The organism is Acidovorax radicis N35, assembly GCF_000204195.1.
Lineage (GTDB): Bacteria > Pseudomonadota > Gammaproteobacteria > Burkholderiales > Burkholderiaceae_C > Acidovorax > Acidovorax radicis.
The window spans coordinates 31,677-58,107 of the sequence record NZ_AFBG01000006.1; the positions used below are offsets into that span (position 1 = coordinate 31,677).

At 63.8% G+C, this 26,431-nt stretch carries 23 protein-coding genes and 1 pseudogene; 9 read left to right on the forward strand and 15 right to left on the reverse strand.

The window, feature by feature from the left end:
- Window positions 1-193: 193 nt before the first annotated feature.
- The 8 genes from ARADN35_RS0101445 to ARADN35_RS0101475 all read right to left on the reverse strand — a co-directional run bounded on the left by ARADN35_RS0101445 (window position 194) and on the right by ARADN35_RS0101475 (window position 7,112).
- Complete coding sequence (locus ARADN35_RS0101445; protein ID WP_244265832.1) at window positions 194-2,242, reverse strand: TonB-dependent receptor domain-containing protein; 2,049 nt, start codon at window positions 2,240-2,242, stop codon at window positions 194-196.
- Between the two features lie 404 nt (window positions 2,243-2,646).
- Entirely contained in the window at window positions 2,647-3,132 is a 486-nt protein-coding gene (locus tag ARADN35_RS25625) for a hypothetical protein (RefSeq protein ID WP_181147561.1), read from the reverse strand.
- A gap of 36 nt (window positions 3,133-3,168) precedes the next feature.
- On the reverse strand, window positions 3,169-3,756 hold the full coding sequence (locus tag ARADN35_RS0101455) for a DUF3299 domain-containing protein (protein WP_010458266.1): 588 nt from the start codon (window positions 3,754-3,756) through the stop codon (window positions 3,169-3,171).
- Between the two features lie 180 nt (window positions 3,757-3,936).
- Entirely contained in the window at window positions 3,937-4,188 is a 252-nt protein-coding gene (locus tag ARADN35_RS0101460; RefSeq protein ID WP_010458268.1) for a hypothetical protein, read from the reverse strand.
- A 61-nt stretch (window positions 4,189-4,249) separates the two neighbouring features.
- The gene (locus ARADN35_RS27730; RefSeq protein ID WP_139019150.1) at window positions 4,250-4,756 is read right to left on the reverse strand and encodes a hypothetical protein; all 507 of its coding nucleotides are present in this window, start codon (window positions 4,754-4,756) and stop codon (window positions 4,250-4,252) included.
- A gap of 15 nt (window positions 4,757-4,771) precedes the next feature.
- Window positions 4,772-6,010, reverse strand: coding sequence for an ABC transporter permease (locus tag ARADN35_RS0101465; RefSeq protein WP_010458271.1), 1,239 nt, complete (start codon window positions 6,008-6,010; stop codon window positions 4,772-4,774).
- Entirely contained in the window at window positions 6,007-6,690 is a 684-nt protein-coding gene (locus tag ARADN35_RS0101470; protein ID WP_010458273.1) for an ABC transporter ATP-binding protein, read from the reverse strand. The genes ARADN35_RS0101465 and ARADN35_RS0101470 overlap by 4 nt, the downstream gene beginning before the upstream one ends.
- Window positions 6,687-7,112, reverse strand: a complete 426-nt coding sequence (locus tag ARADN35_RS0101475; RefSeq protein WP_010458275.1) for a Fur family transcriptional regulator — start codon at window positions 7,110-7,112, stop codon at window positions 6,687-6,689. The genes ARADN35_RS0101470 and ARADN35_RS0101475 overlap by 4 nt, the downstream gene beginning before the upstream one ends.
- Before the next feature lie 366 nt (window positions 7,113-7,478).
- On the opposite strand from ARADN35_RS0101475, the gene ARADN35_RS27105 reads away from it, so the two are divergent.
- Window positions 7,479-8,468: a DUF262 domain-containing protein gene (locus ARADN35_RS27105; protein WP_081474537.1), complete on the forward strand. Its 990-nt coding sequence runs from the start codon at window positions 7,479-7,481 to the stop codon at window positions 8,466-8,468.
- A gap of 1 nt (window position 8,469) precedes the next feature.
- Entirely contained in the window at window positions 8,470-9,084 is a 615-nt protein-coding gene (locus ARADN35_RS27735; RefSeq protein WP_139019151.1) for a hypothetical protein, read from the forward strand.
- Window positions 9,085-9,132: 48 nt separating this feature from the next.
- Here ARADN35_RS27735 and msrA read toward each other — a convergent pair whose 3' ends face one another.
- Window positions 9,133-9,669, reverse strand: coding sequence for a peptide-methionine (S)-S-oxide reductase MsrA (gene msrA / locus ARADN35_RS0101480; protein WP_010458277.1), 537 nt, complete (start codon window positions 9,667-9,669; stop codon window positions 9,133-9,135).
- A gap of 97 nt (window positions 9,670-9,766) precedes the next feature.
- Between msrA and ARADN35_RS0101485 the strand changes: the two genes are divergently transcribed.
- The 6 genes from ARADN35_RS0101485 (at window position 9,767) to ARADN35_RS0101510 (ending at window position 17,405) form a co-directional block, all read left to right on the forward strand.
- Window positions 9,767-10,486: a TetR/AcrR family transcriptional regulator gene (locus ARADN35_RS0101485; RefSeq protein ID WP_010458279.1), complete on the forward strand. Its 720-nt coding sequence runs from the start codon at window positions 9,767-9,769 to the stop codon at window positions 10,484-10,486.
- A 2-nt stretch (window positions 10,487-10,488) separates the two neighbouring features.
- Window positions 10,489-11,664: an efflux RND transporter periplasmic adaptor subunit gene (locus ARADN35_RS0101490; protein WP_029412888.1), complete on the forward strand. Its 1,176-nt coding sequence runs from the start codon at window positions 10,489-10,491 to the stop codon at window positions 11,662-11,664.
- Between the two features lie 15 nt (window positions 11,665-11,679).
- On the forward strand, window positions 11,680-14,871 hold the full coding sequence (locus tag ARADN35_RS0101495; protein ID WP_010458283.1) for an efflux RND transporter permease subunit: 3,192 nt from the start codon (window positions 11,680-11,682) through the stop codon (window positions 14,869-14,871).
- A gap of 34 nt (window positions 14,872-14,905) precedes the next feature.
- Entirely contained in the window at window positions 14,906-15,619 is a 714-nt protein-coding gene (locus ARADN35_RS0101500) for a protein-L-isoaspartate O-methyltransferase family protein (protein ID WP_010458285.1), read from the forward strand.
- A gap of 27 nt (window positions 15,620-15,646) precedes the next feature.
- Window positions 15,647-15,988 carry a rhodanese-like domain-containing protein gene (locus tag ARADN35_RS0101505; RefSeq protein ID WP_010458287.1) on the forward strand — a complete coding sequence of 114 codons (342 nt, stop codon included), beginning with the start codon at window positions 15,647-15,649 and terminating at the stop codon, window positions 15,986-15,988.
- Between the two features lie 82 nt (window positions 15,989-16,070).
- A complete protein-coding gene (locus ARADN35_RS0101510) occupies window positions 16,071-17,405 on the forward strand; it encodes a TolC family outer membrane protein (protein WP_010458289.1) in 1,335 nt (444 codons plus the stop codon).
- Between the two features lie 181 nt (window positions 17,406-17,586).
- Here ARADN35_RS0101510 and ARADN35_RS27740 read toward each other — a convergent pair.
- The 4 genes and pseudogenes from ARADN35_RS27740 to ARADN35_RS0101525 all read right to left on the reverse strand — a co-directional run.
- Window positions 17,587-17,706: pseudogene (locus tag ARADN35_RS27740) on the reverse strand (SDR family NAD(P)-dependent oxidoreductase); the annotation flags it as partial.
- A 104-nt stretch (window positions 17,707-17,810) separates the two neighbouring features.
- The gene (locus tag ARADN35_RS0101515) at window positions 17,811-20,903 is read right to left on the reverse strand and encodes an efflux RND transporter permease subunit (RefSeq protein ID WP_010458291.1); all 3,093 of its coding nucleotides are present in this window, start codon (window positions 20,901-20,903) and stop codon (window positions 17,811-17,813) included.
- Window positions 20,900-22,012, reverse strand: a complete 1,113-nt coding sequence (locus ARADN35_RS0101520; RefSeq protein WP_029412890.1) for an efflux RND transporter periplasmic adaptor subunit — start codon at window positions 22,010-22,012, stop codon at window positions 20,900-20,902. Before ARADN35_RS0101520 ends, ARADN35_RS0101515 begins: the two co-directional genes overlap by 4 nt.
- Window positions 22,013-22,096: 84 nt before the next feature.
- A complete protein-coding gene (locus ARADN35_RS0101525; protein ID WP_010458298.1) occupies window positions 22,097-22,714 on the reverse strand; it encodes a TetR/AcrR family transcriptional regulator in 618 nt (205 codons plus the stop codon).
- Between the two features lie 84 nt (window positions 22,715-22,798).
- On the opposite strand from ARADN35_RS0101525, the gene ARADN35_RS0101530 reads away from it, so the two are divergent.
- The gene (locus ARADN35_RS0101530) at window positions 22,799-24,241 is read left to right on the forward strand and encodes an efflux transporter outer membrane subunit (RefSeq protein ID WP_010458299.1); all 1,443 of its coding nucleotides are present in this window, start codon (window positions 22,799-22,801) and stop codon (window positions 24,239-24,241) included.
- On the opposite strand, the gene ARADN35_RS0101535 is transcribed toward ARADN35_RS0101530, so the two are convergent.
- Together ARADN35_RS0101535 and ARADN35_RS0101540 are read right to left on the reverse strand one after the other, a co-directional pair.
- Window positions 24,229-25,584 carry a 3-deoxy-D-manno-octulosonic acid transferase gene (locus ARADN35_RS0101535; protein WP_010458300.1) on the reverse strand — a complete coding sequence of 452 codons (1,356 nt, stop codon included), beginning with the start codon at window positions 25,582-25,584 and terminating at the stop codon, window positions 24,229-24,231. The two genes, ARADN35_RS0101530 and ARADN35_RS0101535, sit on opposite strands and share 13 nt — an antisense overlap.
- A gap of 10 nt (window positions 25,585-25,594) precedes the next feature.
- Entirely contained in the window at window positions 25,595-26,371 is a 777-nt protein-coding gene (locus ARADN35_RS0101540) for a carbon-nitrogen hydrolase family protein (RefSeq protein ID WP_010458301.1), read from the reverse strand.
- Between the last annotated feature and the right edge of the window lie 60 nt (window positions 26,372-26,431).

The window sequence follows — 26,431 nt, forward strand, 5'->3', positions numbered from 1 at the left end:
GGGTGCGCGTCATCACCGGGACTGAGGCAGCGTCGCCTTGGCGGATCGAAAAATCAACCACGTCAAAGCGAGTATGGCATGCATCCAAGTCACCTTTGGACTCGGTGGCTTGGGTGGTTTGGGGCCGGGAGGCGTGCGAGCCAGTAACGCCCTCCTCCGCCGCTGGCTCGCTCACATCACGACGGCATCCCCGTCAAAACGCCACCTTCACCCCCACCGTCAAATTCCGCCCCATCAACGGCGCAGCATTCTTGATGAAGGAGGTGTGCGCATACGCCAGGCGGTCCGTCAGGTTGTTGGCCTTCAGGTACACCTGCCACGGCGTGCCACTGCTGAACTGGCCGTTGTAGCTGACGCCCAGGTTGAGCATGCCGTAGCCGGGTGTGGCGGTTTCAAACTCTGCCACGCGGTTCTGGCGGGCCACTTGCACCCATTCGACCTGGCCTTCCCAGGCGTTCCAGTTGCCGTCCAGGCGGAGACCGGCGCGGGTGGCGGGGATGCGGGGCAGCAGCCCGCCGCCAACCAGACGGGCGCGCACGGTGTCGCCGAACAGGGTGATTCCCAGGTTGCGGTTCAGGCGCTGGCGCACCTGGCCTTCGATGCCGGTGAAGGTGGCGTCCGCCTGGCTGTACTGCAGCAGTTGCAGGCCCTCCACTTCATCGAGCGTGCGGCCGTAGATGTAGTTGTTGATGCGGTTGCGGAAGACGCTGACGCCGAAGGTGGTGTCGCCGCTCGTTTTCTTCAGGCTCAAGTCGATGTTTTGCGAGATCTCGGACTTCAGGTCCGCGTTGCCGCGTTCGTACGTGCTGGTGGCCATGTGCAGGCCGTTGGCGTACAGCTCTTCGGCCGACGGCGCGCGGCTGGCGCGGGTGAACGAGGTGCCGACCTGGTAGCCGGGCGTGAACTTCCACACCGCGCCCAGCGACGCGGACGTTCCGTTGTGGCTGCGTTCGATGCTGCTGGTTTGGGCTTCTGCCGTCTGGCGGTCGTGGCGCAGGGCGGCTTCGAAGCGCCAGTCGCCCAGGCGGTATTCCTCCAGCGCAAAGAAGCCCAGCTTGCGGGTGATGGTGGGCTCCACATAGGCCTCTTCGCCCTCGGCGCTGAACTTGCGCTGCGAGGTCTGCAGGCCGATCAGGCCCTTGAAGCCACCAATGGGCTCGTGCTGCAGCTCGATGCGGGTGTCGTAGGCCTTGTTCTTGAAGGTGGTGCTGATGGCGCCGTCCTCGACCTCGTCGTGCACGTAGTCGGTGACGCCGGCGCGCAGGCGAAGGGCCGAAAAGCCAGCGAACGGGTTGCGCAGCTCGCCGCGGATGTCAAAGCGTTCGCTGCGCAGGTCGACCACGGGCACATCGCCCGCCTCGGCGCCGTGGTCGTGGCCGTCTTCCTCGTCACCTGCATGCGCACCGCAGTGCAGGTGGTCGCCGTGCGTGTGGCAGCCTTCAAAGCTGTGGTTGTGGCCCGGCAGGCCGTACTTGGCGGTCTGGCGGGTGTAGGCGGCGCCCAGGTAGCCCTGGTCGCCCACCCACGACAGGCCCACGCTGCCGGTGTCTGTGCGGTTGAAGCTGCCCAGCACCTTGCGGGTGGGTTCGCCCTCGGGCGCCCAGCCTTTGCCGACGCGGTAGTCACCGGCGTCGCGCGCCACGCCTTCCACGTGCACGGCCAGGTTGCCGGTGCCGCCGGTCAGTGAGAAGGCGCCCGCTTTTTCACCCGCGCCGGTGTTGGCGCGCAGCTCGGCACTGCCCTCGTAGCCCTTCTTGGGGATGGCGGTGGGGATCTTGCCGTCGAGCACATTGACCACGCCACCCACGGCACCGTTGCCATAGACCAGGGCCGAGGGGCCGCGCAGCACTTCGATCTGTGTGGCCAGCAGCGGCTCGGACACCACGGCGTGGTCGGGGCTGTTGGTGGAGGCGTCATGCAGCTCGGCACCGTCGCTCAGCACCTTGACGCGCGGGCCGTCCATGCCGCGAATGATGGGGCGGCTGGCGCCCGCGCCGAAGTGGCTGCTGGTGATGCCGGGCTCGCTGTTGAGCGTCTCGCCCAGCGTGGCCTCGCGGCGGCGCACGAGTTCGTCGCCCTCCAGCACGGTGACGGGGGTGGTCATGTCATTGGCACCCAGTTGCAGGCCGCTGGCAGAGACGGTGACGGGAGGCAGGCTGGGCGCGGCGGCACTATTGTCGGCAGGCGCGGCACCCGGTGCGGCCTGCGCGTGCGCCACGCCGGTGCCAGACAGCGCCAGCATGGCAGCCAGGGCCACGGGGTGGAGGGCGGGACGGCCGCGAAGAACTGCAGCCAGGTGGCGGGAAGTGCGGATGGTGCGGGTGGCATTGCGCGCGGTATCGGGAGCGGTGTGTGTCATGGTGCGGTGTCGCAACGGGTGCGTGTACGTCGATGGGGTCGGGTGGGGCGTGGCGCATGGGCCGGTGCTGGCGGGGCCAGGCAGGCACATGGTTTCCACGCACGGGGCGCAAAAATAGGAATAAAAATGGCTTCCAGCGCTTTTCCATCAAGCGCTGATAGCTATTAATTCATGAGCAATTCGGGGGCGGGTGCGCAATGCGCCGCAGGCGCCACGGGCTCCTTACGCAGCCCTGCAAGGCGGCGAAAAGGGGGGGCCAGCCGGCGCTGGACTCGGATGCGGCTTTGTCAGGCCGTGGGCGGGCCACGCGCCTGGAACAGCGCAACGTGCGGGGCTGTAGAGCGCCCGGCATGTTGTACCGGTGGTGCCTGCGCGGGCACCTGTGCGGGCAGCGCCTGGGGTGCGCTGTGCAGGGCATCGCCCAGCGCAAGCTGGTCGAGCAAAAGGCAATCCACCGGGGCGTGGGGCGCCAAGAGCAGTGAGAGCAGCCCGTGGGCGTGGCCTGTCTCTGGGGATGCAGCGGCGGGCGTTGCCGCTTCTGCGAGGGAAACGGCAGAGAGCCCGTGGCGCACGGTGGCTTGTTGCGCACCCTGCAGCGCGTGGCCTGCGCGCATCTGCTCCAGCGCCCCCGCATGCTCCACCTGGTGCAGGCGCCCCAGCGTGGGCACCACGACCAGGGCCAGCAGCAGCCAGGCCAGGGCCGCCTGCGCGGGCAGCTGCTGGCGCAAGCGGCGCCACAGCGCGGTCAGCCGGGGGGGGAGCAACGGGTTCACGGGTGGAAAAAAGACTTTGAGCAGGCTCTAGGAGAGCTACTTCACCGGCACGGCTTCCACCACGCGGTAGTACAGGCCGTATTGGTCGTTCGTGAGCACGGAGAACTTGCCCTCCACCACCACAGGCTCCAGCGAGTAGCGCACGGGGGTCTTGGCCTTGACCTCGACCATGCTCTCGGGCCCGCCGGGCAGGCAGAACGAGCAGGTCAGCGGCACGGAGGTGAGCAAAAAGTGCGTCTGCGTGCCCTTGGCATCCAGCGGCACCATGAAGCCCTGGATGCGCTGCGTGGTCTTGTCCATGCCCTTTTGTGCGTCGTTGAACACGGGCAGGATGCCATCCTTGGTGGTCTTTTTGGTCAGGTCGGTCAGCACGGACCACGGCACCACGTCATTGCGCTGGGGCAGCGGGGCAATGGGGCTGTTGGGGCTGTGGTAGCCCGCGCCGGAGCCCGATGGCATGGCGGTGCCCGCGCCCGCAGGCAAGGGGGAAGAGAGCGCGGGTGCGGTGGTGGCGGCCAGGGCCGCTGCGGGGGTTTTGCCCGTGGCACGCTCGAAAGCGCCGGGCTCCGGCTTGCTGGGCTGCTGCTGGGCCAGTGCCGCACCGGCCCATGCCAGCACCACCATCGCCCAGGCGCGCCGGGCAGCGCGGGGCCGGCTGGCTTCGGAATCGGGTGATGCGGCGGGGTGAAGGTGGATGCGGGGGATTGCCATGGCGGTAAACCTGACCTGTTGCGTTCTCAGAAATGGTAGCGGGCCGGGAGGCCCATCGCCTCAGTGACCTGTGCCGTGACCTGTAAGTCGTGCTCAGTGCGCGTGCTTCATGCCGCAGTATTTGCCAATCCCAAGACCCTTGCAGGCAGTCTGGAGTTCCTTCTGGCAGATGTCCTCGCCCTTGCCGGATTCCAGGCACTTGGCAGCAGCCTCGTGCGCGGCGGCCATGGCGCGGTGGCGGGCGATGTCCTCTTTGGTCTCTTTGTCGTTGTGGGCCTGAGCGTGCGCCAGGGCACCGACGAGGAGCATGGGGGCCAGGGCGAGTGCGGTGAGGAATTTTTTCATGATGTTGGGTCCTTCAAGGGGATGCTGAGAAAACAAGGGATTGAAACTGGCGTGGCCCAAGTCAGCGGCGCCGATGGACGTTTGAACTAGCGGCTGCATCAATCGCGAAGCGATGGATCGGTCGCTTGAGTGAATAGTTAGGCGTTCCAAAACTGCCAGAACGCCGCCAACGTGACACGGCCAGCAGGCCAAGATGAAGTGCGCCAGCTGCCAGCCCATAGGGCAACCCTATGTGCAGCAAGCCGAGAAACGCTACATCGATGCGCCACGGCCCAGCCAGTGCGCTAGCAAATGCATAGCCGCCAAAGACCACGAAGACAACCAGAAAGCTCAAGAGTGGAGCGCGCCATAGCGAGCCAGACCTGGCTGGCTCCACATCTCGGCGGTGGAGCGCGAAGCCCTCACTACCGTCCAAGAAGGAAAGCCAAAGATGGCCGTGGCTTTGGAGTTCTCGGACTTCGACCACCTCACCGACTTGGGCATTGAGACGAGCAATGTCCTCCTCGGGGAGGTCGTGGGTGAGCCACTCGGGAATCGCCAGAACTCGAACTTGGTCGCCGACTTTCATGTTCTTAGGGGGCTTTCATGCTTCGCCGAGCAGATCCGCAACGTCCGTGCGGTACGCCTGCATGGCCGGCAACAATGCTGCCAGCGCCGCCACACCCGCCGCCAGCAGGGGCACACCCGCCTCGGCAGGCAGCCAGACCCAGCCAGTGACGGGCAGCAACCCCTGCGCCTGCAGCGCCCAGCCCAGGCCATGGGCCAGGCCGTGACCCAGCAGCAGGCCCAAAACAGACGCCATTGCGGCCAACCACAGGGCCTCCCACAGCACTAGCCCCGCCACGCGGCCCGGGGGAGCGCCCAGCATGCGCAGCATGGCCAGGTCGGCCCGGCGCTCGCGCACGGCGTTCCACAGGGCGATGAACACACTCAGCGCGGCCACGGCCAGCAGCACGCCGCCGAAGGCGCGCAGCACATCGGCGCCCACGCCCAGCAAGCGCAGCAGGCGCGTGACCTCGATGGCGGGCGCCGCTGCCTGCATGGCAGTGTCGGCATTGATCTGGCGCGGCAGTGTGATGGCGGCCATGGGCGTGCGGTAGCGCACCAGGGCCACAGTCACTTCGCGCTCTTCTTTCAGGATCTCCAGGTCCTCGGCGTCGTTGGCTGTGGCCGTCTCGTGCACCATCCAGACGGATTCGGTGCTGGTGAGGATCAGCCGGTCGAGCACGCAGCCGCAGGGCGCCAGCACGCCACTCACGCGGTAGGGGTGGTCGCCGTGTGCATGCCCTCCTCCCCCCAGCCCATGGCTGCCGACGAACGGGGCCCCCACCAGCGGCGTACCGCCATGGTCGGCCTTGACGATGCTGCGGGCCACCGTGGCGCCCAGCACCGCATCCATGGGCTGCTGCCACAACGCGCCCTTGGCAAATTGGACTTCGTAGTGCAACAGATAGTCGGGCGTGGTGCCCACGATGCGAAAGCCCTGGTAACTGTCGCCCAGGCTTAAGGGGATGACCTGCGCCACCAGCGGGTTCTTCTGCAGCGCCTGCACCTCCTGCAGCGGGATATTGCCCGTGGGCACGTCGATGTGGAACACGCCCGCCAGGATGAGCTGCAGCGGGCTGCCCTTGGCGCCCACCACCAGGTCGATGCCCGAGAGGTCGCGCTCAAACGCCTTGTCGAGCTGCGTGGCCACCAGCAGCACCAGGGTGATGGCAGCCAGGCCCAGCGTGAGCACCAGCAGGTTCAGCACCGCCGCCAGCGGGCGGGACCACAAGTAGCGCCATGACAGGCGCGCCAGTTTGAAGACTCCTGAATTCATAGCTGCTCGCGCTTATCTGTCAAGCGCTGGACGCCCATTTCATTCAAATCCAGCGTCTGCACATCGGCCAGGGCTTGCACCACACGGTGGTCGTGCGTGGCAATCACCAGGCTGGCATCACAGGCGGCAGCGCTTTGCTGCAGCAGCGTGAGCGCGTCGGCAGCGGCCTCGTCGTCCAGGCTGGCCGTGGGCTCGTCGGCCAGCAGCAGTTGTGGCGCCAGCAGCACGGCCCGCGCCAGCGCCACACGCTGCGCCTGCCCGCCCGAAAGCTGGTGCGGCTTGCGCGCCGCCAGCTCTGCTACGCCCACCTGCGCCAGAGCGCGGCGGATGGCTGCATCGTCGCGCGGCAACCCGGACGCAAAGTAGACCAGCGCCAGGTTGTCGGCCACCGAAAGCGCGCTGCTGAGGTACAGCTTCTGCGGCAGAAAACCAATGTTGCGCGCGCGCCAGGCATCGATCTCGGCCCCGCGCTGCGTGCCCAGCTGGGTGCCCGCGACAAACAGGTCGCCCCCGCTGGCACCGCGCAGCCCGGCCATCAGCGAAAGCCAGGTCGATTTGCCCGAGCCAGAACGCCCGCGCAGCAGCAAGGTGCCGCCTTGGCGCAAGTCCACGTCGGGGAAGCGCAGCGGCGCAGCGCCGCCCGTGGCGTAGGTATAAGCAAGGCCCCGGGTGCGGATCATGCGGCGGCGCTCTCGGAAGGGTGCGCGCAGTCTGCACAGCGCCCGTGGACCGCAATGTCCACCGCCAGGCTCTCATGCCCGGCCGTGGCCAGCGCCTGCAGCACCTGCTTGAGGGCGGTCTGCACCTTGGCGGAGTCCTGCGACAGGCGGAACTGGCGGTGGCAGTCGTCGCATTCAAAACGTGGGGCGGCGCCCTCTTCACCTTGGGGGGCCCGTGCGTAACGGGTGACGCGGGCGGCATCGACCTGCTTGTGAAGCAGGCCCGCAGTGGCAAAACGGTCGAGCATGCGGTACACGGTGACCTTGTTGATGGGGGCGCCAGCCATGGCGAGGGCGGTCTCGACCTCGGGTTCGGAGAGCGCTGCGTCAGGACGCGCCTCGTACAGCGCCGCCAGCGCCCGCGTGGCGCGGGTGGCGCGCATACCGGGCGGGAGCGACCAGGGCTGGCGGTGTGGGGATGAAGGAGCTGAGGGTGGCATAAACGCTGAGATAGCCATAACGCAATTGTGTTGCATTATGCACCGCTGCACACCGTTGGATGCTACCAAGCACATTTCGACTGCGCGCTCTTAGCTCCTTGTTGCGCCCTTCTCAACAGACACGCAACGGTTGCTGAAATCTACAAGATGTTTATAGTGACAGTCAATTTAAAAAGCCGCACAAATTGAACGCACTTCTCGCTTATAACTTGGGAAAGCCATCACTATTAATCCGTTGGAATTTAAGTAAAACCGAATTGCATTTAAATAGTAATTTAAATCAACAACTTCACACTAACAGGCAAAAAAATGGACAGAGTCGAATATCAATCCTTGATCATCCAGGACATACTAAATCTTCACAAGTCGAGCGAACTTGATCTGGCTCCCTGGTACCAAAGAAGATCCGTGTGGAATAATCCACAAAAATCATATTTAATAAATACCTTGCATGAACAAAAACCAATTCCTGCTGTTTATATACGACATGCTATCGATTTGGAAAAATCAAAAAGCATCAGAGAGGTTGTCGATGGGCAGCAGCGGATGCGAGCCATCATTTCCTACCACGCCAACGAATTTCCATCAAAACACCCATCGCACGCAGGAAAAGTAAAATTCAGTCAGCTTTCCAAAGATCAACAGCAAAAGTTCTTATTAACCTCTTTGCCTGTTGGAAATCTTCTCGGGGCTACCGATTCGGATGTTATAGACATTTTCGGGCGCATTAACTCTATAAGCAAATCACTTAATGATCAAGAAAAAAGGAATGCTGCGTATAGTGGCGACATGAAACAATTTTGCCTTGCACAAGCCTCATCTAGAATGTCTTTCTGGCGAAACTATGGAATATTTTCCGCCACCGACATATCTAGAATGAATGAGGTCTTGTTTATATCCGATGTGATACTAAACCTAATAAAGGGCCTCTCAGATTACAGTCCAAAGGCACTGAATGATCTATATAAAGAATATGATGAAGATTTTCCCGAGTCACTCGCAACTGAAAAAAGACTAGATCAAATTTTTGATTTGATCGCTTCTGCCGATCCAAGACTTATCTCAGATACCATTTTTCAGCGGCAGCCACTTTTCTTTTCCTTGGTGCTGGCGATTGATCAAAAGAAGAAATTAACAGTAAAAAAGATCAGCACTGCCATTCACCAGATCGATGCTCGTTTTAACGCCGAAGAAAATACAACAAAAGAAGACGAGGCTTTCAAAATAGCCAGCACGTCAACAACCCAACGTATTGCACAAAGAAAAATAAGAAATTCTTATATTCTGAGCTTTCTTTGAAATGGCTGCTCCAAATCTTGCTGCAACTGTGAACGTGGCAGAAGCACAGATTGCCAAACTACAAAAATACAGAATTGAAGCGAGCTGTCTCGATGCAAAATATCAGCACATCATTTCGGAAATGATAATGCTGAGATTGTTCTCGGTATTTGAAGACGCAGTTGCGGAAATTGCGTTCAAAATTGTGGCTGGAGCAATCTATACCAATGGCAAAATTCCGGCAGTCAGTATAAAAGCAAGACGCTTCTCGGAATCAAGGGCACTTCTCCTGACATATGGAAGAAGTAAGCCTGAATCCAATTTAAAATGGACCAAAGCGCAGTACATAAAGCAAAGTGTCGAATATATTATTTCAGTAAATGAAAGTTATATAGTAAACGCTCAAGCGCATGGTCAAATTATTGATGAAATGCGGCGGGTTAGGAATTTTCTAGCGCACAACACAAAAACAGCCAAAGCCGATTTCAAGGTGATTGTGCGGCAAACCTATGGGGCTAATGTGAGTATTTCAGTCGGCGCATTCCTTACATCCACCCGTCGCTCTAATATATCTAACATCGAGAAATATATGACCGCCTCAAAAGCAATTATTTCATCACTTGCGCGGGGGCAATGATTTAAGCAATTTGTAATAATATTATTATAAATCTCTTACAACAAGACTTTAGCCCCTCAAATACCGCACAAACGTCTTCCTGAACTTCTCCACCTTCGGCCCCACCACAAACGCGCAATATCCTGCGTTGGGGTTGTTGGCAAAGTAATCCTGGTGGTAGGCCTCGGCCGTGCTGTAGTTGGCCAGCGGCTTCACCTCAGTGGTGATGGGCGCGCCAAACAACTTGTCTTGTGACATCTGGCGGACCATGTCGTTGGCGATGTCACCGTGCTCGGGGGTTTCGTAATAGATGCCGCTGCGGTACTGCGTGCCCACGTCGTTGCCCTGGCGGTTGAGGGTGGTTGGGTCGTGGGTGTGGAAGAAGATCTCCAGGATCTCCTCCAGGCTGATCTCATCGGCATCGAACGTCAGGCGCACCACCTCGGCGTGGCCGGTGTCGCCCTGGCAGATCTGTTCGTAGCTGGGATTGAGGGTGTGGCCATTGGTGTAGCCGCTTTCCACGTCGGTGATGCCGCGCACGCGGTCAAACACGGCTTCGGTGCACCAGAAACAGCCGCCGCCCAGAGTGATGGTTTGCAAAGTCATGGTGGTCCTTGGGTACAAAACCTGAAGATTATGAATTGACGCTCCAGTTCATGCTTGCTACATTACTAACCGGTCAGTCATTAACGAAATTCATCCCTTGTCCCCCACATCCACCCCACCCAATGCCCCTGCTGGCACCAAACGCGAGCGCCGCAAGGAAGCCCGCCCGGGTGAGCTGCTGGAGGCCGCGCTGGATCTTTTTGTGGAAAAGGGGTTTGCTGCGACGCGGGTGGATGAAGTGGCGGCGCGGGCCGGGGTGTCCAAAGGCACGCTCTTTCTGTATTTCCCCAGCAAGGAAGAGCTGTTCAAGGCCGTGGTGCGCCACAACATCGCGGGCCGCTTTGAAGAGTGGCGTGGGGAGCTGGAGTCCTTTGAGGGCAACACAAGCGAACTGCTGCAGTATTGCTACCAGGTGTGGTGGGAACGCATCGGCGCCACCAAGGCCTCGGGCATCACCAAGCTGATGTTCAGCGAGGCCCAGAATTTCCCGGAGATTACCGAGTTCTACCAGCAGGAAGTGATTTTGCCGGGGCAGGCGCTGATCCGCCGCATCGTCGAGCGCGGCATCGAGCGCGGCGAGTTCCGCCCCGTGCCACTGGACTACATCGTGCACGTGGTGCTGGCGCCCATGATCTTCCTCATGATGTGGAAGCACTCGGTGGGGGCCTGCATTCCAGACTCGCTGGGCCTGCGGCCTGAGTTGTATATCGAGGCGCAGATCGACAACGTGCTGCATGGGCTGCTGGTGCGGCCCCCGGCGTCGCCTCCCATCCCCTCCCCTTCCTCTCCTTCTTTGCCGCCCTCACGCGGTACCTGACCATGAAACGCTGGATTCTCTGGATGGCAGCAGCCGTCGTTGTTGTCTTGCTCGGTGGCGGCGTGTGGCGTGCCATGGCGGCGCGGCAGGCGCAGCAAAAGGCGCTGACCGAAGCCACGGCGCAGCGCGCCCAGGCGCCGCTGCAAGTGGCCGCCGATGAGGTGTTGCCAGTGCGGCGGCAGAACCTCTCGCTCGGGGTGCCGGTGTCCGGGGCCTTGCGCGCGGTGGATTCGGCCATGGTCAAGGCCCGCGTGGGCGGTGAATTGCAAGGTCTCACGGTGCGTGAGGGCGACAGCGTGAAAGCCGGGCAGGAAGTGGCCCGCATCGACCCCACCGAAGCCCGCGCACGGTTGCGCCAGGCGCAGCAGCAGGCCGACGCCGCCAAATCCCAGGTGGAGATCAACCAGCGCCAGTACACCAACAACCGGGCACTGGTGGACCAGGGATTTATCTCGGCCACGGCACTGGTCACCTCGCAGGCCAGCCTCGAGGCGGCCCAATCCAGCTACCAGGCCACCGTGGCAGCGGCCGACGTGGCACGCAAGGCGCTGGAGGACACGGTGCTCAAGAGCCCCATCAGCGGGCTGGTGGCGCAGCGCCTGGCCCAGCCGGGCGAGCGCGTGGCGGTGGACGCCCGCATCATCGAGGTGGTGGACCTGTCGCGGCTGGAGCTCGAGGCACTGCTCAATCCGGCGGATTCGGTCGCGGTGCGGGTGGGCCAAAAGGCGCAACTCACCATCGAGGGCATCGCGGCCCCGGTGCCTGCCACCGTGGTGCGCATCAACCCCAGCGCCCAGGCCGGCAGCCGCACGGTGCCCGTCTACCTGCGGGTGGAGCAGGCCTCCGGCGCCACGCCACTGCGGCAAGGCCTGTTTGTGCAGGGCACGCTGGATACCGGGCGGGCCGACGTGCTGGCCGTGCCGCTGGATGCCGTGCGCACCGACAAGCCCACGCCCTATCTGCAAACACTGAAGGATGGCCGCGTGGCCTATGCAGAGGTCAAGACCGGCACGCGTGCCGTGGTGGGCGGCCAGACCCTCGTGGCGGTGGAAGGTGTGCCCGAAGGCACGGTGGTCATTGCGGGCCGGATCGGCCAATTGCGCGAGGGCACTGCCGTGGCGGTGGCTGCCGCAGCGGTCCCCACGGCGTTGCCAGCAGCATCCCGCGCAGCCCCCTGACAGCACTGACGCACCATGTGGTTCACCAAAGTCAGCCTGAAAAACCCCGTGTTCGCCACGATGGTGATGCTTGCCATCGTCGTGCTGGGCCTGTTCTCCTACCAGCGCCTCAAGGTCGATCAGTTTCCGAACATCGACTTCCCGGTGGTGGTGGTCACCGTGGACTACCCCGGTGCGTCACCTGAAATCGTCGAGAGCGAAGTCACCAAGAAGATCGAGGAAGGCGTCAACTCGATTGCGGGCATCAACGCCCTCACCTCGCGCAGCTATGAGGGCACGGCCGTTGTCATCATCGAGTTCCAGCTCCACATCGATGGCCGCAAGGCCGCTGAAGACGTGCGCGAGAAGGTCGCCACCGTGCGCCCCTTGCTGCGCACCGAGGTCAAGGAGCCGCGTGTGCTGCGCTTTGACCCCGCCAGCAGGGCCGTGTGGTCGTTGGCCGTGTTGCCAGACGACACGGCGGGTGCCAAGCCGCGCAGCGCCGTCGAATTGACCACCTGGGCCGAGCAGATCCTGAAGAAGCGCCTGGAGAACGTGCGCGGCGTGGGCGCCGTGAACCTGGTGGGCGCCACCAAGCGCGAGATCAACATCTACCTGAACCCGCAGGCGCTTGAAGCCTTTGGCGTGACACCCGACCAGGTGGCCACCGCCGTGCGGAACGAGAACCAGGACCTGCCCGTAGGCTCCATCCGGTCTCTCGCGCAGGAGCGCGTGGTGCAGATCGATGCGCGCATGGAGCGCCCTGAAGATTTCGGCAAAATCATCGTGGCCCGTAAAAACGGGGCCCCTGTGCGGCTGGACCAGGTTGCCCGTGTGAACGATGGCGCGCAGGAGGTCGAGAGCCTGGCCCTGTACAACGGCCAGCGCACGCTGCTGCTGTCGGTGCAGAAGTCGCAGGGCGAAAACACCATTGAAGTGGTGGATGGCCTGAGCGCCGCCGTGGTGGAGCTGAAAAACCAGCTGCCCCCTGGCGTGCGGCTGGAGACCATCGGCGACAGCGCCCGCCCCATCCGCGTGGCGGTGAACAACGTGCGCCAGACGCTGATTGAGGGCGCCATCCTCACGGTGTTGATCGTCTTCCTGTTCCTGAACTCCTGGCGCTCCACCGTGATCACCGGGCTGACCCTGCCGATTGCGCTGATCGGCACGTTTTTGTTCATGAACATGTTTGGCTTCACCATCAACATGATCACGCTGATGGCGCTCTCGCTGTGCGTGGGCCTGTTGATCGACGATGCCATCGTGGTGCGCGAGAACATCGTGCGCCATGTGCAAATGGGCAAAGGCGCCTACGCCGCCGCCATGGACGGAACGCAGGAGATTGGCCTGGCGGTGCTGGCCACCACGCTGTCCATCGTGGCGGTGTTCATGCCCATCGGCTTCATGGGCGGCATCATCGGCAAGTTTTTCCACGAGTTCGGCATCACCATTGTCGCGGCGGTGATGATCTCGATGTTTGTGAGTTTCACGCTCGACCCCATGCTGTCGAGTATCTGGCATGACCCGAGCATCCACGCCCACGGCCAGAAGACAGAGCCTGTCACCTTCTACGACAAGACCATCGGCCGCGTCACCGGCTGGTTCGACCGAGCCACCGACGCGCTGGCAGAGGGCTACCAGCGCATCCTGCGCTGGTCGCTGGTGCACAAGCTGGCCACGATGGGCATTGCGCTGGCCATTTTTGTGCTGAGCGTCTTCATGGTGCCGCTGCTGGGCACCGAGTTCGTGCCCAAGGCCGATTTCTCTGAAACATCGCTCAATTTCTATACCCCCGTGGGCTCGTCGCTCGAAACCACCGAGGCCAAGGCGCGGCAGGTGGAAGGTATCTTGCGCGAGATGCCCGAGGTGCGCTACACGCTGGCCACCATCAACACAGGCAATGCCCAGGGCAAGATCTACGCCAATATCTATGTGCGCCTGGTGGACCGCAAGGACCGCAGCCGCAGCGTGGACCAGATGTCTGACGTGCTGCGCGAGCGCCTCAAGACGGTACCGGGCATCACCATCACCCACGTGGGCCTGCTCGATGCGGTGGGTGGCCAGAAGCAGGTGGAGTTTTCGCTGCAGGGGTCTGACCTGCAGGAGCTGGAGCGCCTGACGAAGGTGGTCACCGAAAAGATCCGCGACATCCCCGGCCTGGTGGACCTGGACACCAGCGCAAAGCCCGACAAGCCCGTGATCGCCCTCGACGTGCGGCGCGAAGTGGCATCCGACCTGGGCCTTTCCGTGGCACCCATGGCCGCATCGCTGCGCACCTTGGTGGCAGGCACCACGGTGGGCAACTGGCGTGCTCCTGACGACCAGACCTATGACGTGAATGTGCGCCTGGCCCCCGAGGCCCGCACCGCCCCGGCCGACCTGGAGCGCCTGCCCTTTGCCCTGACGGCCGCCGATGGCACCACGCGCATCGTGCGCCTGAACCAGGTGGCCCGCGTGACCGAATCCACCGGTGCCAACCAGATCAACCGGCGCGACCTGACCCGCGAAGTGGCCGTGAACGCCAACGTGGCGCAACGCTCGGCGGGCGAGGTGTCCAATGACATCAAGAAGGCGCTGGAGAGCGTGAGCTTCCCGCCCGGCTACCGCTACCAGTTCAGCGGCTCCACCAAGAACATGGCGGAATCGTTTGGCTACGCCATCTCGGCGCTGGCCATGGCGATCATCTTCATCTACATGATCCTGGCGAGCCAGTTCAAGAGCTTCCTGCAGCCGCTGGCGCTCATGACCTCGCTGCCGCTCACGCTGATTGGCGTGGTGCTGGCGCTGCTGATGTTCCGCTCCACGCTGTCGATGTTCTCGATCATCGGCGTGGTCATGCTCATGGGGCTGGTCACCAAGAACGCCATCCTGCTGGTGGACTTTGCCATCCGAGCCCGCGAGGAGCATGTGAACGACGAGGGCCAGACCGTGCCGGGCCTGCCCCGTGCGGACGCCCTGTTGCTGGCCGCCCGCGTGCGGTTGCGCCCCATCCTCATGACCACGCTGGCCATGATCTTCGGCATGGTGCCGCTTGCTTTTGCGCTATCGGAAGGCTCGGAGCAGCGCGCGCCCATGGGCCAGGCCGTGATTGGCGGGGTGATCACCTCATCTTTGCTGACGCTGGTGGTGGTGCCGGTGGTGTATTGCTACATGGACGACTTGGCACAGTGGGCGCTGCGCAAGTTCGGCCGGGCCCCGGCAGCGCCTAAAATCAAGGGTTTGTCCTGATCGTCCCGACACCTGCCTCCCACGGAGAAATTCCATGAACATGCCCCTGAACACGTCCGCCAACATCAGCGATCCTATTGCGCAGGCCCGCTACAACATGATCGAGCAGCAGATCCGCCCCTGGAACGTGCTCGACGCCGATGTGCTCGACCTGCTGGCCGTGGTGCGCCGCGAAGACTTTGTCCCCCCGGCCTACCGCAGCCTGGCGTTCATGGACATTGAAGTGCCCCTGCTGGGCAACGACGCCGAAGAGGCCGTGCGCCTGGGCCACAGCATGCTGCAGCCGCGCGTGGAAGCCCGCATCCTGCAGGACCTGCAGATCAAACCGACCGACCGAGTGCTGGAGATTGGCTCCGGCTCGGGTTACATGGCCGCCCTGCTGGCCCACCGCGCCGAGCGTGTGGTATCCCTCGAAATCAACCCCGAACTGGCCGAAATGGCCCGCGAGAACCTGCGCGATGCGGGCATCCAGAACGCCGATGTGCGCCTGAACGACGGCGCCCGTGACGCCATTCCCGACGGCCCTTTTGACGTGATCGTGCTCAGCGGATCGGTGGCCCAAGTGCCCACCGCCCTGCTCTCACTGCTGCGCGACGGTGGCCGCCTGGGCGGCATTGTGGGTGGCGAACCCGTGATGCGCTTCACGCTGACCCGCCGCACCGGTGACCGTTTCGAGACCACGTCGCCCTGGGACACCATCGCACCACGCCTGGTGAACTTCCCCGAGCCGTCCGGCTTCACGTTCTGAGTCTGATTTCATCCTTCGGAGTTCTGCATGATCGATCACGTCCGCCCCGCCCAGCTGTCTGCCTGGTTTGCCGCCGCACCCGAAGGCAGCCAGCCCCTGGTGCTGGACGTGCGCGAACCCTGGGAGCTGCAGACCGCCAGCGTGCGCGCGGACGGCTTTGAGCTGGTGGCCATCCCCATGGGGGAGCTGGCAGCGCGCCTGGCCGAGCTGGACCCTGCCCGCCCCATTGCCTGCCTGTGCCACCACGGCGCACGCAGCCTGCGCGTAGCCACCTTCCTGCAGCACAACGGTTTTGAGCAGCTGGCCAATATCACGGGCGGCATCGATGCGTGGTCGCATGAAAACGACCCCGCCGTACCCCGCTACTGATGGAGGGTCGCACGTGCCGCCTCGCCACCCTCTGACCTGTTTCGCTCCCATTTCGAACCGCAGACTCTCCCGAAGGACCCCCATGACACCGCTACGGCCCCGCTCCCTGTCTCTTCTGTCCCTGGCGCTCGGCGCGGCGCTGAGCGCCCCGGTGCACGCCCAGAGCCTGGTGGACCTCGTGGAATCGGCCCGCACTTATGACACGACCTGGCAGTCGGCCCGCGCCCAGCTCGATGCGGCGTCCCGCCGCGCCGACCAGGCCCGCGCAGGCCTGCTGCCCAGCGCCGGGCTCACGGCCGGACTCAGCCGCGCCAATGTGGAGCTGAGCCGCCCGCCCATCGAAAACACCGGCACCACGCAGACCCTGGGCGTGCAGGCATCGCAGCCGCTGTACCGTCCCGCCAACCGCATCACGCTGGAGCAAGGCCAGCGCGGCATCGACGTGGCGCAGGCGCAGCTCGACGCCGCCACGCAGGACCTGCTGGTGCGTGTGAGCCAGGCTTACTTTGACGTGCTGGCGGCGCAAGACACCCTGGCCTTCGTGCAGGCACAAAAAGCTGCCGTGTCGGAACAGCTCGCCTCCGCCAAGCGCAACTTCGAGGTGGGCACCACCACCGTCACCGACTCGCGCGAGGCCCAGGCCCGCTACGACCTGGTGGTTGCACAGGAAATCGCCGCTGAAAACGACCTGCGCGTGAAGCGCCTGGCGCTGGACCAGCTGGTGGGCATCACGGGCACCAAGCCCCAGCCACTGGCGCTGCCCGTGCAATTGCCCACGGCGCAGCCCGACAACGTGGCGACCTGGGTCGATACAGCACGCGACCAGCAGCCCGGCGTGCGCCAGGCCGCGATCGCGCTGGACATTGCCCGGCTGGAAACCAAAAAGGCCGAAACCGGCCACCTGCCCACCCTGGACCTGCAGGTGGGCTACAACATCACGCGCAACCCGAACGGCACCATCACCTCGCCCGGCGTGAACAACCGCACCAACAGCGCCAGCGTGGGCGTGGCTTTTAACCTGCCGCTGTTCGCTGGGTTCTCGGTGCAAAACCGTGTCAAGGAAACGCTGGCGCTGGAAGAAAAAGCCGCAGCCGACCTCGAAACCGCCCGCCGCAACGTGGCCCAGGCCACGCGCGCCGCCTTCTTTGGCGTGCAGTCCGGCCAGGGCCAGGTGCAGGCCCTGGAAGCGGCCGAAGCCTCCAGCCAGAGCGCGCTGGACGCCAACAAGCTCGGTTACCAGGTGGGTGTGCGCATCAACATCGACGTGCTGAACGCCCAAAGCCAGCTGTTCCAGACCAAGCGCGACCTGGCCCAGGCCCGCTACAACGTGCTGCTGGGCACGCTCAAGCTGCGCCAGGCAGCAGGCACGCTGACGCAGCAGGACGTCGAGGCGATCAACGCGCTGCTGGTCAAATAAAGGGGCTATAGGGCAGCACGGCGCAGAGCGAGAGAAGGCCGGTTGCCGGCCCTCGGCTATCCGCTACCTGTAGCGAGGAACCTCGCCACAAAGTCCGCTTGCCCCCGAACCCCGGGCGCTGATTCAGCCAAGCCCAAGCGTTTTCGCAGGTTTGCATCGACGGGGCCTGCGGGTATGCGGTCTTTGCAAGATTGCGGGCGGTGCCAAAAACCCGGCAGCCTTGCTCTGAGAATTTGGTGGCCATGGCGCGGCCAATGCCCAATGAGACACCGGTCACAACGACAACTGGGGAGTTCGACACAGCGCTGGCTCCTTGGGGGGGGTGGTGGTTATGCAGACTGCTCAGCGGCACACGAGGGCCGTTGGGCACAGTTTCCGGGTCTGCCGACGGGCGCTTTCGCCCGTTCACACCGGTGTCTCCCTGGCCACAAGGGGTTTGTTGTCGTCGGGCCGAATCCGGAACCAGATGGAATACATGGCGGGCAGGAATACAAGCGTCAGAACCGTCCCCGCCAATGTGCCCCCAATCAGCGTGTACGCAAGAGCCCCCCAGAACACCGAATGGGTCAGAGGGATGAAGGCCAGGATCGCCGCGAGTGCCGTCAGGATCACCGGGCGTGCACGCTGCACGGTCGCCTCAACCACCGCTTGGAACGGTTCCAGTCCCTCTTGCTGGTTGTGATCGATTTGTCCTATCAGGATGAGCGTATTGCGCATCAGGATGCCTGACAGCGCAATCAGGCCCACCAGCGCATTGATGCCGAACGGCTGGCCGAAGACCAGCAGGGTGGGTACTACGCCAATCAGACCTAGCGGGCTCGTCAAAAAGACCATGACCATCGCGGAGATCGAGCGCACCTGGAAGATGATGATGAGCAACGTGGCCGCCAGCATGATGGGAAAGAGGGGCAACATGGCTTGGGTCGCCTTGCCCGACTCCTCGATGGAGCCGGCTTCTTCGATGCGGTAGCCGCCTGGCAACTTGTCCATGACGGGCCGCAGCTGCGCGGTGATGGAGGTGGAAACATCTGGAGGCTGCACGCCATCGGCGATATCGCCATGCACGGTGATCGTCGGCATCCGGTCGCGCCGGCGCAGGACGGGCTCCTCCATGCGCACATCGACTTTCCCAACCTGAGACAGTGGTATGCGTTGGCCATTGGCGCCAGACAGCGTGAAATCCGCAATCCTTGCAGGGTCGAGCCGGACGTCACCCACCGAGCGGGCTACCACCGGCACCGTGCGAATGTCCTCGCGCACGGCGGTGACAGGCACACCGTTCAGGAAGAACTGCAGTTGCTGCGCCACCGCGCTGGAGGTCAGGCCTAGCGCTTGCAGCCGGTCCTGGTTCAAAGTGAAGTGCAGAGTGGGCGTGCGCGTACCCCAGTCGGTATTGACTGTGCGCATCATCGGACTGGTGGTCATGACCTGTTGCACTTCGGCCGCTATTTCGCGAAGCTTGTCGGTGTCGGGGCCTATGACCCGGTAGGCGACCGGAAACGGTGAATACGGGCCGAACACGAGCTGAGTAACTCGCACCCGCGCCTCAGGGGCCAGCCCGTCGGCAACTGCTTGGCGCAGCCGGTGCTTCAACGCATCACGCTCTTCCTGGCTGCCCGTGCTGACCACGATCTTGGCAAACGAAGGGTCGGGAAGCTCTGGGCTCATCGCCAAGTAAAAACGCGGCGCGCCCTGTCCGACATAGGCTGTGACGATGCTGGCTTCTGCCTGCTTCGCCAGCCATGCCTCCACCTTTGCGGTTGCGTCGCTGGTCTGCGTGATCGATGTGCCGTAGGGCATCTGTACCTCGACCAGAACTTCTGGCCGGTCCGAGATCGGGAAGAACTGTTTTTTGACGATACCCATGCCCAGGATGGCCACCACGAAAAGACCGACCACGGCGCTGGCGACGAGCCATTTGCGGGCGATCACGCGCCCCAACACCTGGCGCAAGCGGTTGTAGCGCTGCGTGTCATAGATCGCGGCATGGCCTCCCTCGACCTTTTTGAAGTTGGGTAGCAGCTTGACACCCAGGTAGGGCGTGAAAACCACCGCAACGACCCAAGACGCGATGAGCGCAATGCCGACGATCCAGAACATGTTGCTGGTGTATTCGCCCGCAGTCGATGCTGCGAAGCCATTGGGCATGAAACCAACCGCCGTGACCAGTGTGCCGGAGAGCATGGGGGCAGCGGTGTGGCTCCAGGCGTAAGCGGACGCGGCCACACGGCTGTAGCCCTCTTCCATCTTCACGACCATCATTTCGATCGCGATGATGGCGTCATCCACCAAGAGTCCGAGTGCCAGAATCAACGACCCCAGCGTGATGCGGTCGAAGTTCTTGCCCGTCGCAGCCATCACCACGAAGACGATCGCCAAGGTCAGTGGCACGGCAGCCGCGACCACCAGGCCTGCGCGCCAGCCCATGCTGACAAAGCTCACCAGCATGACCACGAGCAGTGCGGCAAAGAACTTGACCATGAACTCATCGACCGAGGCGCTGATGTTGACGGCCTGGTCCGTGACCTTGGTCAGGCCCATACCCAACGGCAGGTCAGCGTTGATGGCGCTCACCTCACCATCCAGCGCCTTGCCCAGGTCCAGCCCATTCCAGCCCTCGCGCATGACAACGCCGAGCAGCAACGCAGGCTCGCCACCATTGCGGATCATGAAGGTCGCCGGGTCTTCATAGCCGCGCTGGACCGTGGCTATGTCCGACAGCTTGAGGGTACGGCCTTGCGCTGACACCGGCGTGTCGCGGATCTTCTGGAGTTCGTCGAACGGGCCATCCAGGCGGATGAACACTTGCGGGCCCTTGGTGTCAACGGACCCTGCAGGTGTCAGGGCGTTCTGGCTGTGGAGTGCCGCGAACACGTCCTGCGGGCTGATGCCCAGAGTGCCCAGGCGTTCGTGCGAAAACTCGACATAGATGCGCTCGGATTGTTCGCCCGTAATGTTGACCTTCTTCACCCCAGGCACATGCAAAAGCCGCTGGCGCAGCGTCTCGGCGTCCCGCACCAGCAGGCGCTGTGCTTCGCCCTTCGCCTTGAGCGCGTACAGCGCAAACGTCACATCCGCGTATTCGTCGTTGACCATGGGCCCGATCACACCCAACGGTAGGTTGCCCGCTTCATCCCCCACCTTCTTGCGGGCTTGGTAGAACTGCTCCTGCACCAGTGAAGGCGGTGTGCTGTCGAGCAACGTCAGCGTCGTGAACGCCAGGCCAGGCCGGGTGTAAGTTTCGGAGCGGTCGTACCAACGCAACTCTTGCAGCCGCTTTTCGATCTTTTCGGCGACCTGGTCCTGCATTTCCTGCGCGGAGGCGCCGGGCCACGCGGTCACGATGGTCATCACCTTCACGGTGAAGGCTGGGTCTTCCGCCCGGCCCAGTTGGAGAAACGCCACCAGTCCCGCCAGTGTGATGAGGGCGATCAGGAACAGGGTGATGGAGCGTTCGCGCACCGCGAGCGCCGACAGGTTGAAGCGGCTTGCGCTCACGGGCGGACTCCTGCTGCAGCGGCATCGGCCCGGTCGGCCACCGTCACTTGATCACCTTCGTGCAACAAATGCGCACCCAGCGCAACGATTTGCTCCCCTTGCTGGAGTTTGCCGGTGATGCGCGCGCCACTGTCCGTCAGGTGGCCGACCGCAACGGGCTGCCAGTAGACTTTGGCGGGCGCGCCGCGGATGACCCAGACTCCCGGGCCCTTGCCCATGTCGATCAGCGCGCCAATAGGCACCAGTAGATCGTCAGGCGCAGCAGACGCTGCATCCAGAATCCGGACACTGACCGTGGCGCCCAGGGGGGCGTTGGCGAGTTCGCCTTTGAGCACATAGCGCGCCTCAAAGGTGCGGGTCAACCGGTCGGCGGCATCCGAAAGCTGCCGCAGTGTGGTGGGCACCACCACGCCCTCTTTGCCAAACAATGTGGCCTGCCCGGCGGAACCGACTGCGGGGCGCACGGTTTCCGGGAGTTGTACGACGGCTTCGCGCGGACCTCCCCGCGCCATTCGCACCACCACTTGAGCGGCGTTCACGACCTGGCCGGGTTCGGCCAGCGTTTCCACGACCACGCCATCGCTGTCTGCCACCAGCTCTGCATAGCGGCGCGCGTTGAGAGCCAGGTCGGCCTGCGCCTCGGCGGCACTGAGTTGGGCTTTCGCAGCGTCCGCCGCCGCCTTGGCCTGATCGTAGGCCGTGGCCGATATCGCGCCCGTGCCCCGCAGATCGCGGTAGCGGGCCTCGTCGCCTTCCGTCTGCAGAGCACGTGCCCGGGCTGCAGCCACCGCCTCCTGCTGCGCATGGACGGCGAGCCTCAGATCAGCGGGGTCGATGCGCATCAGCACCTGGCCCCGTTTGACGGCCTGCCCTGTGTCGACCAGCCGCTCCAGCACCTTGCCTGGCACGCGAAAGCCCAGGTCGCTCTGAACCCGGGCCGCTACGGTTCCGGTGAAGGTTCGCGACGAGGCGCCGGCCTCTTGGACCGTGGCGACGCGTACTTGCGGTGATTGAGTGCGCGGATCGGGCGGCGACTCATGGCCGCAAGCGATCAGCGCAAACGGCAATGCGCAGAGGACGGCAGAGATAGAAAGGCGGCGCCAAAGCATGAAAGTCCCAGTGACGAAGTGATCAGGACTTTCATTTTGTTTCTTGTGACTAATTTAGTCAATAGTCACAAGCGGATTTTTGGATCAAGGGGACAAACTTCGCAGAACCAAGCTCGACAAATGTGCCGGCGCCTCCTGGTTGTAGTCAAAACTGTGCTGCAACAGCAGAGGGTTGAGATAGGGCCGGATCACGAGGTAGACCGCTAGCGCCGTTTCGTCCACGGGCGTCTTGCGCTCAAAGTCTCCGCTCTGCCGCCCCTCCTGAAGGATGTCCTGAATCAGCTTCTGCGTGCGCTCCTCATAGGCCACGACCGAAGGCCACCGCTCGCTGGCGGCCGACGTGGCAATCTCAAACAGTTTGCGGTCCTGAAAAAACAGGCGCAGGCTTGCCTCAATGATGGTCTTGAACATCCGCCTCAGTTTTTCGGGGGGCAGATCGGTTTGTGCCACCGCCGCCCTCACCTCCCCTTCGATCTCGCGCAGGCAATTGGCGCAAATCATCTCGCCAATGGCCTGCTTCGATTCGAAGAATTTGTAGATGTAGGCCTTGGAGAAGCCGATGGCTCTGGCAAGGTCCGAGACGGTAGTCTTCTCATAGCCGTACCGGCTGAAGTGCTGGGTGGCTGCTGCGACGACTTGGTCTCTCACTTCATGGTCGGCCGGGCCGCGGGTCAGGACAGCCGGGGTGTCTGATTTTTTCATGGATGCAGCTTAGCCGTAGTTTCCTCAATGAACAACCAGTGACCATTTGGTATTATGGTCACAAATTCACACTTGGAAACTGCCATGCCAACCAAACACACCCTCGCCGCACTCACTGCTGCCTGCCTTTTGGCCGGTTGCGCGGTGGGCCCGAACTACGCGCGCCCTCACTGGCATGCGCCGGAACGGTACCCTGGCCAGACGACCGTCGAGCAACGGGCTGCGGCTGGCACAGTGGATCTTGCCGTCTGGTGGGATGGCTTCGGTGATGCGCAGCTGAGCCGGTTTGTGTCACTGGCGCTCGAACAGAACCTTGATGTCGCGCAGGCGTTCGCCCGCGTCACACAGGCGCGTGCAGGGCTGGGGGTCGCGAATGCTGCGCTGCTACCGTCCGGCTACGCCAGCGGCCAGGCCGCCAAGGCATACCAATCCGTGGAGACACCTCTTGGACAAGTCTTGGATTCCACGCCCGATTTCAACCGCCATGGCAGCGCTTACGAAATGAACGGTGGCGCCAGCTGGGAGCTGGACTTGTCCGGAGGCCTGCGCCGTGGGCGCGAAGCCGCACTGGCCGAGTACCAGGCGTCAGAAGCGGCCGCAGTGGCGGTACGGTTGGCTGTGGCCGCGCAGACGGCCGATGTCTACATCACCGTCCGAGGACTTCAAACGCGCCTTGACCTCGCACGGCGGCAGATTCAGACCCAGGAAGAGCTGTTTTCGACGGTCTCGCTCTTGCACAGCAAAGGGCTGGCGGCCGAACTTCAGCGCAGGCAGGCCGAAGGTGCGCTTGCCCAAGTCCGGGCGGCCTTGCCAGTGCTGGAGGCGGGGCTGGACACGGCCATGAACGCCCTGGATGTCATGCTGGGCTCACACCCCGGAACCCACCGGGCCGACCTGGCGACTGCTGGGGCCTTTCCCGCCGCTCCGCGAATTGTCAGCACCGGATCGCCGGGCGAATTGCTCACGCGCCGGCCTGACCTGATTGCGGCCGAGCGCCGCCTTGCGGGATCGAACGCGCGCATCGGTATCGCGATGGCCGAGTACTACCCCAAGCTTTCGTTGAGTGGCTTGATCGGCAGTGCGACCTCCCTTTCCGGGGGCAACCTTTTCAGCAGCGGTGCCACGCAGTCCGCCGGCGTGCTGGGCCTGCGCTGGCGATTGTTTGATTTCGGGCGCATCAACGCACAAATCGAGTTGGCCAAAGGCCGGGAAGCCGAGCTGCTGGCCGCATACCGCTTGGCCGCCCTGCGCGCAACACAAGAAGTGGAGGATGCGTTTTCGGCGCTCGTGAAACGCGAAGAGCAGGCGGCGGCGCTGAGCCAAGGGGTTGACTCGCTGGGCCAGGCGCGAGCCGCTTCATTTGCTGCGTATCAGAAAGGTGTGGTGAGCCGGATCGAAGTCCTGCAAGCCGACGAAAGCCTGCTGCGCGTGTCGGATGCGCGGGCACAGGCACGCACAGAGTCCGCCCGTGCTGCGGTGGCGGTGTTCAGGGCCCTCGGTGGGGGCTGGCAGCCTCACCAATCCTGAAGTGGCATGTCCGGTTGCACGATGCCCAAAATGGCCTGCACCGTGGCCCGTGCGGCCCCCCGGTGTGCCGTGGCAAAACGGGTGGCGCGGCCGCTGGCGGCGGCCTGCTGCGTGGCATCCGTCGCCAGCCTGGCCGCCAGGGCCATGCCCGCGGCCATGTCGGGCACGCGCTGGGCGGCCCCCGCCGCACAGGCCAGTTCGGCCGCCTCGGCAAAGTTGAAGGTGTGGGGGCCCAGCACCACGGGGCAGCCACAGGCGGCGGCCTCGATCAGGTTCTGGCCGCCCAGGGGCGCAAAACTGCCGCCCAGCAAGGCCACATCGGCCAGGCCGTAGTACAGCGCCATTTCTCCCAGTGAATCGCCCAGCCACACGTCGGCCGCCTCGGGCTCTGCCGACCAGTGGGTGCGGCGCGACACGGTGAGCCCGGCGCGCAGGAGCAACTGCTGCACCTCGTCAAACCGCTGGGGGTGGCGCGGCACGATGAGCCACTGCACGCCGATTGCTTCACTATTGATAGCAATTGGCGCTTTTCCATCAAGCGCTAGAGCCTGTTTTTGCTTGAAATTCTCGATCCACATCGCCTCCTCGCCCTCGCGGCTGCTCGCCAGCAGGACCACGGGGCGCCCGGTGTGGGCGCGCCAGGCCCGGCCCTGGGCAATTTGGGTGGCATCGGGCACCACGTCGAACTTGAGGTTGCCAAACACGCCGCGCACCGGGGCACCGATGGCCCGCAGGCGGGTGGCGTCGTCCTCGGTCTGCGCCCAGACAGCGGCCAGGCCCCCATAGGCGGGCCGGGCCAGCGCGGCCAGCCGCTGGGCCTTGTGCAGCGACTTGGCGTTGAAACGCGCATTGGCCAGTACCAGCGGCACGCCACGCTGCTGGCAGCCTGCCACCAGGTTGGGCCAGACCTCGGTTTCCATGAGGATGCCGATGGCCGGGCGAAAGGTGCGTAGAAACCGCGCCACGGCGCCGGGCGTATCCCAGGGTTGCCACACCTGCACATCGCCGGGCATCAGCAGCTTTTCGCCCTCGGCCCGTCCGGTGGCCGTGCCATGGGTGAGCAGCAGGCGCATGCCCGGAAGCTGCTCCCGCAGCTGGGTCAGCAAGATCGCGGCGGCACGGGTTTCGCCCAGCGACACGGCATGGACCCAGACAAATTGCCCCAACGGGTCGACGCTGTGGTGCGAGACCATGCTGTCCATGGGCACCGGATACCGGCCAAACCTCTCGCCCACCGCATGGGCATAACCGGGCTCGGCCATGGCGCGGCGGCGCAGCTTGCGGCGCAGCAAGGGCTGCGCGCACCAGGTCACCAGCGAATACAGGGCGCGGGCAGCGTTCATTCGGAAAGGATCAGCCGATCAGCTCCACCACGCCGCCCGTCCAGCCACTGTCGCCCCGCGCAGCCCACACCAGGCAGGCGCTGTCATCGGGCGCGGCTGCCACGCAGTGGCCACCGGGCGCCCAGAAGGCGCTGCGGCCCGCGCTGACATAGCCGCCGGATGGCCCGCTGTAGTTGGCTGCCAGCACCGCCATGTCGTGGTCACTGGCATAGCCCTGCAGCAGGGCCGATTCGGCCCCATAGGCTTTTTCGGAAATCAGCACACCCGCCGCGTACAGCCCAGCGCCCGCATTGCTGGCGGCCAGGGCGTGCTCGGGGTGCGTGATGTCGGCACACACGGCCAGACCCGTGGGTTCACCGGCCAGCAGCAGCACCTGGACGTCGTCGGTGCCGGCACTGGCGAACTGCTCCTCACTGGCGTGCAGGTGGCGCTTGCGGTACAGCGCCACACTGCCGTCGGCCCCCAGCACCCAGGCGCCAATGGCAGGCAAGGCGCCCTCCACGACCGGAGCGGCGGGGGCGCCGACCACCAGGGTGATGCCGTGGTGCTGGGCCGCCTGCCGCAAAGGGGCCAGCGCGGGGTGGTCGGCCGACAGCACATTGGCCGCCAGCAGCTTCGGCTCATACCCCGTAAGCGACAGCTCGGGAAACACCAGCACCAACACACGTTCGTGCACCGCCGCCCGCACAAAGGCCAGGTGGGTCTGCACGTTGCGCGCCACATCACCCGGCGCCGAGGGCGACTGGGCAGCAGCGACACGCAAAGGGGTGGACAAGGTCGGCTTCATGCGGGGTGTTTTGATGAGGAGACAGAGGGTTGCGCGGCGGCGGGTTCGGGGATGCGCCGC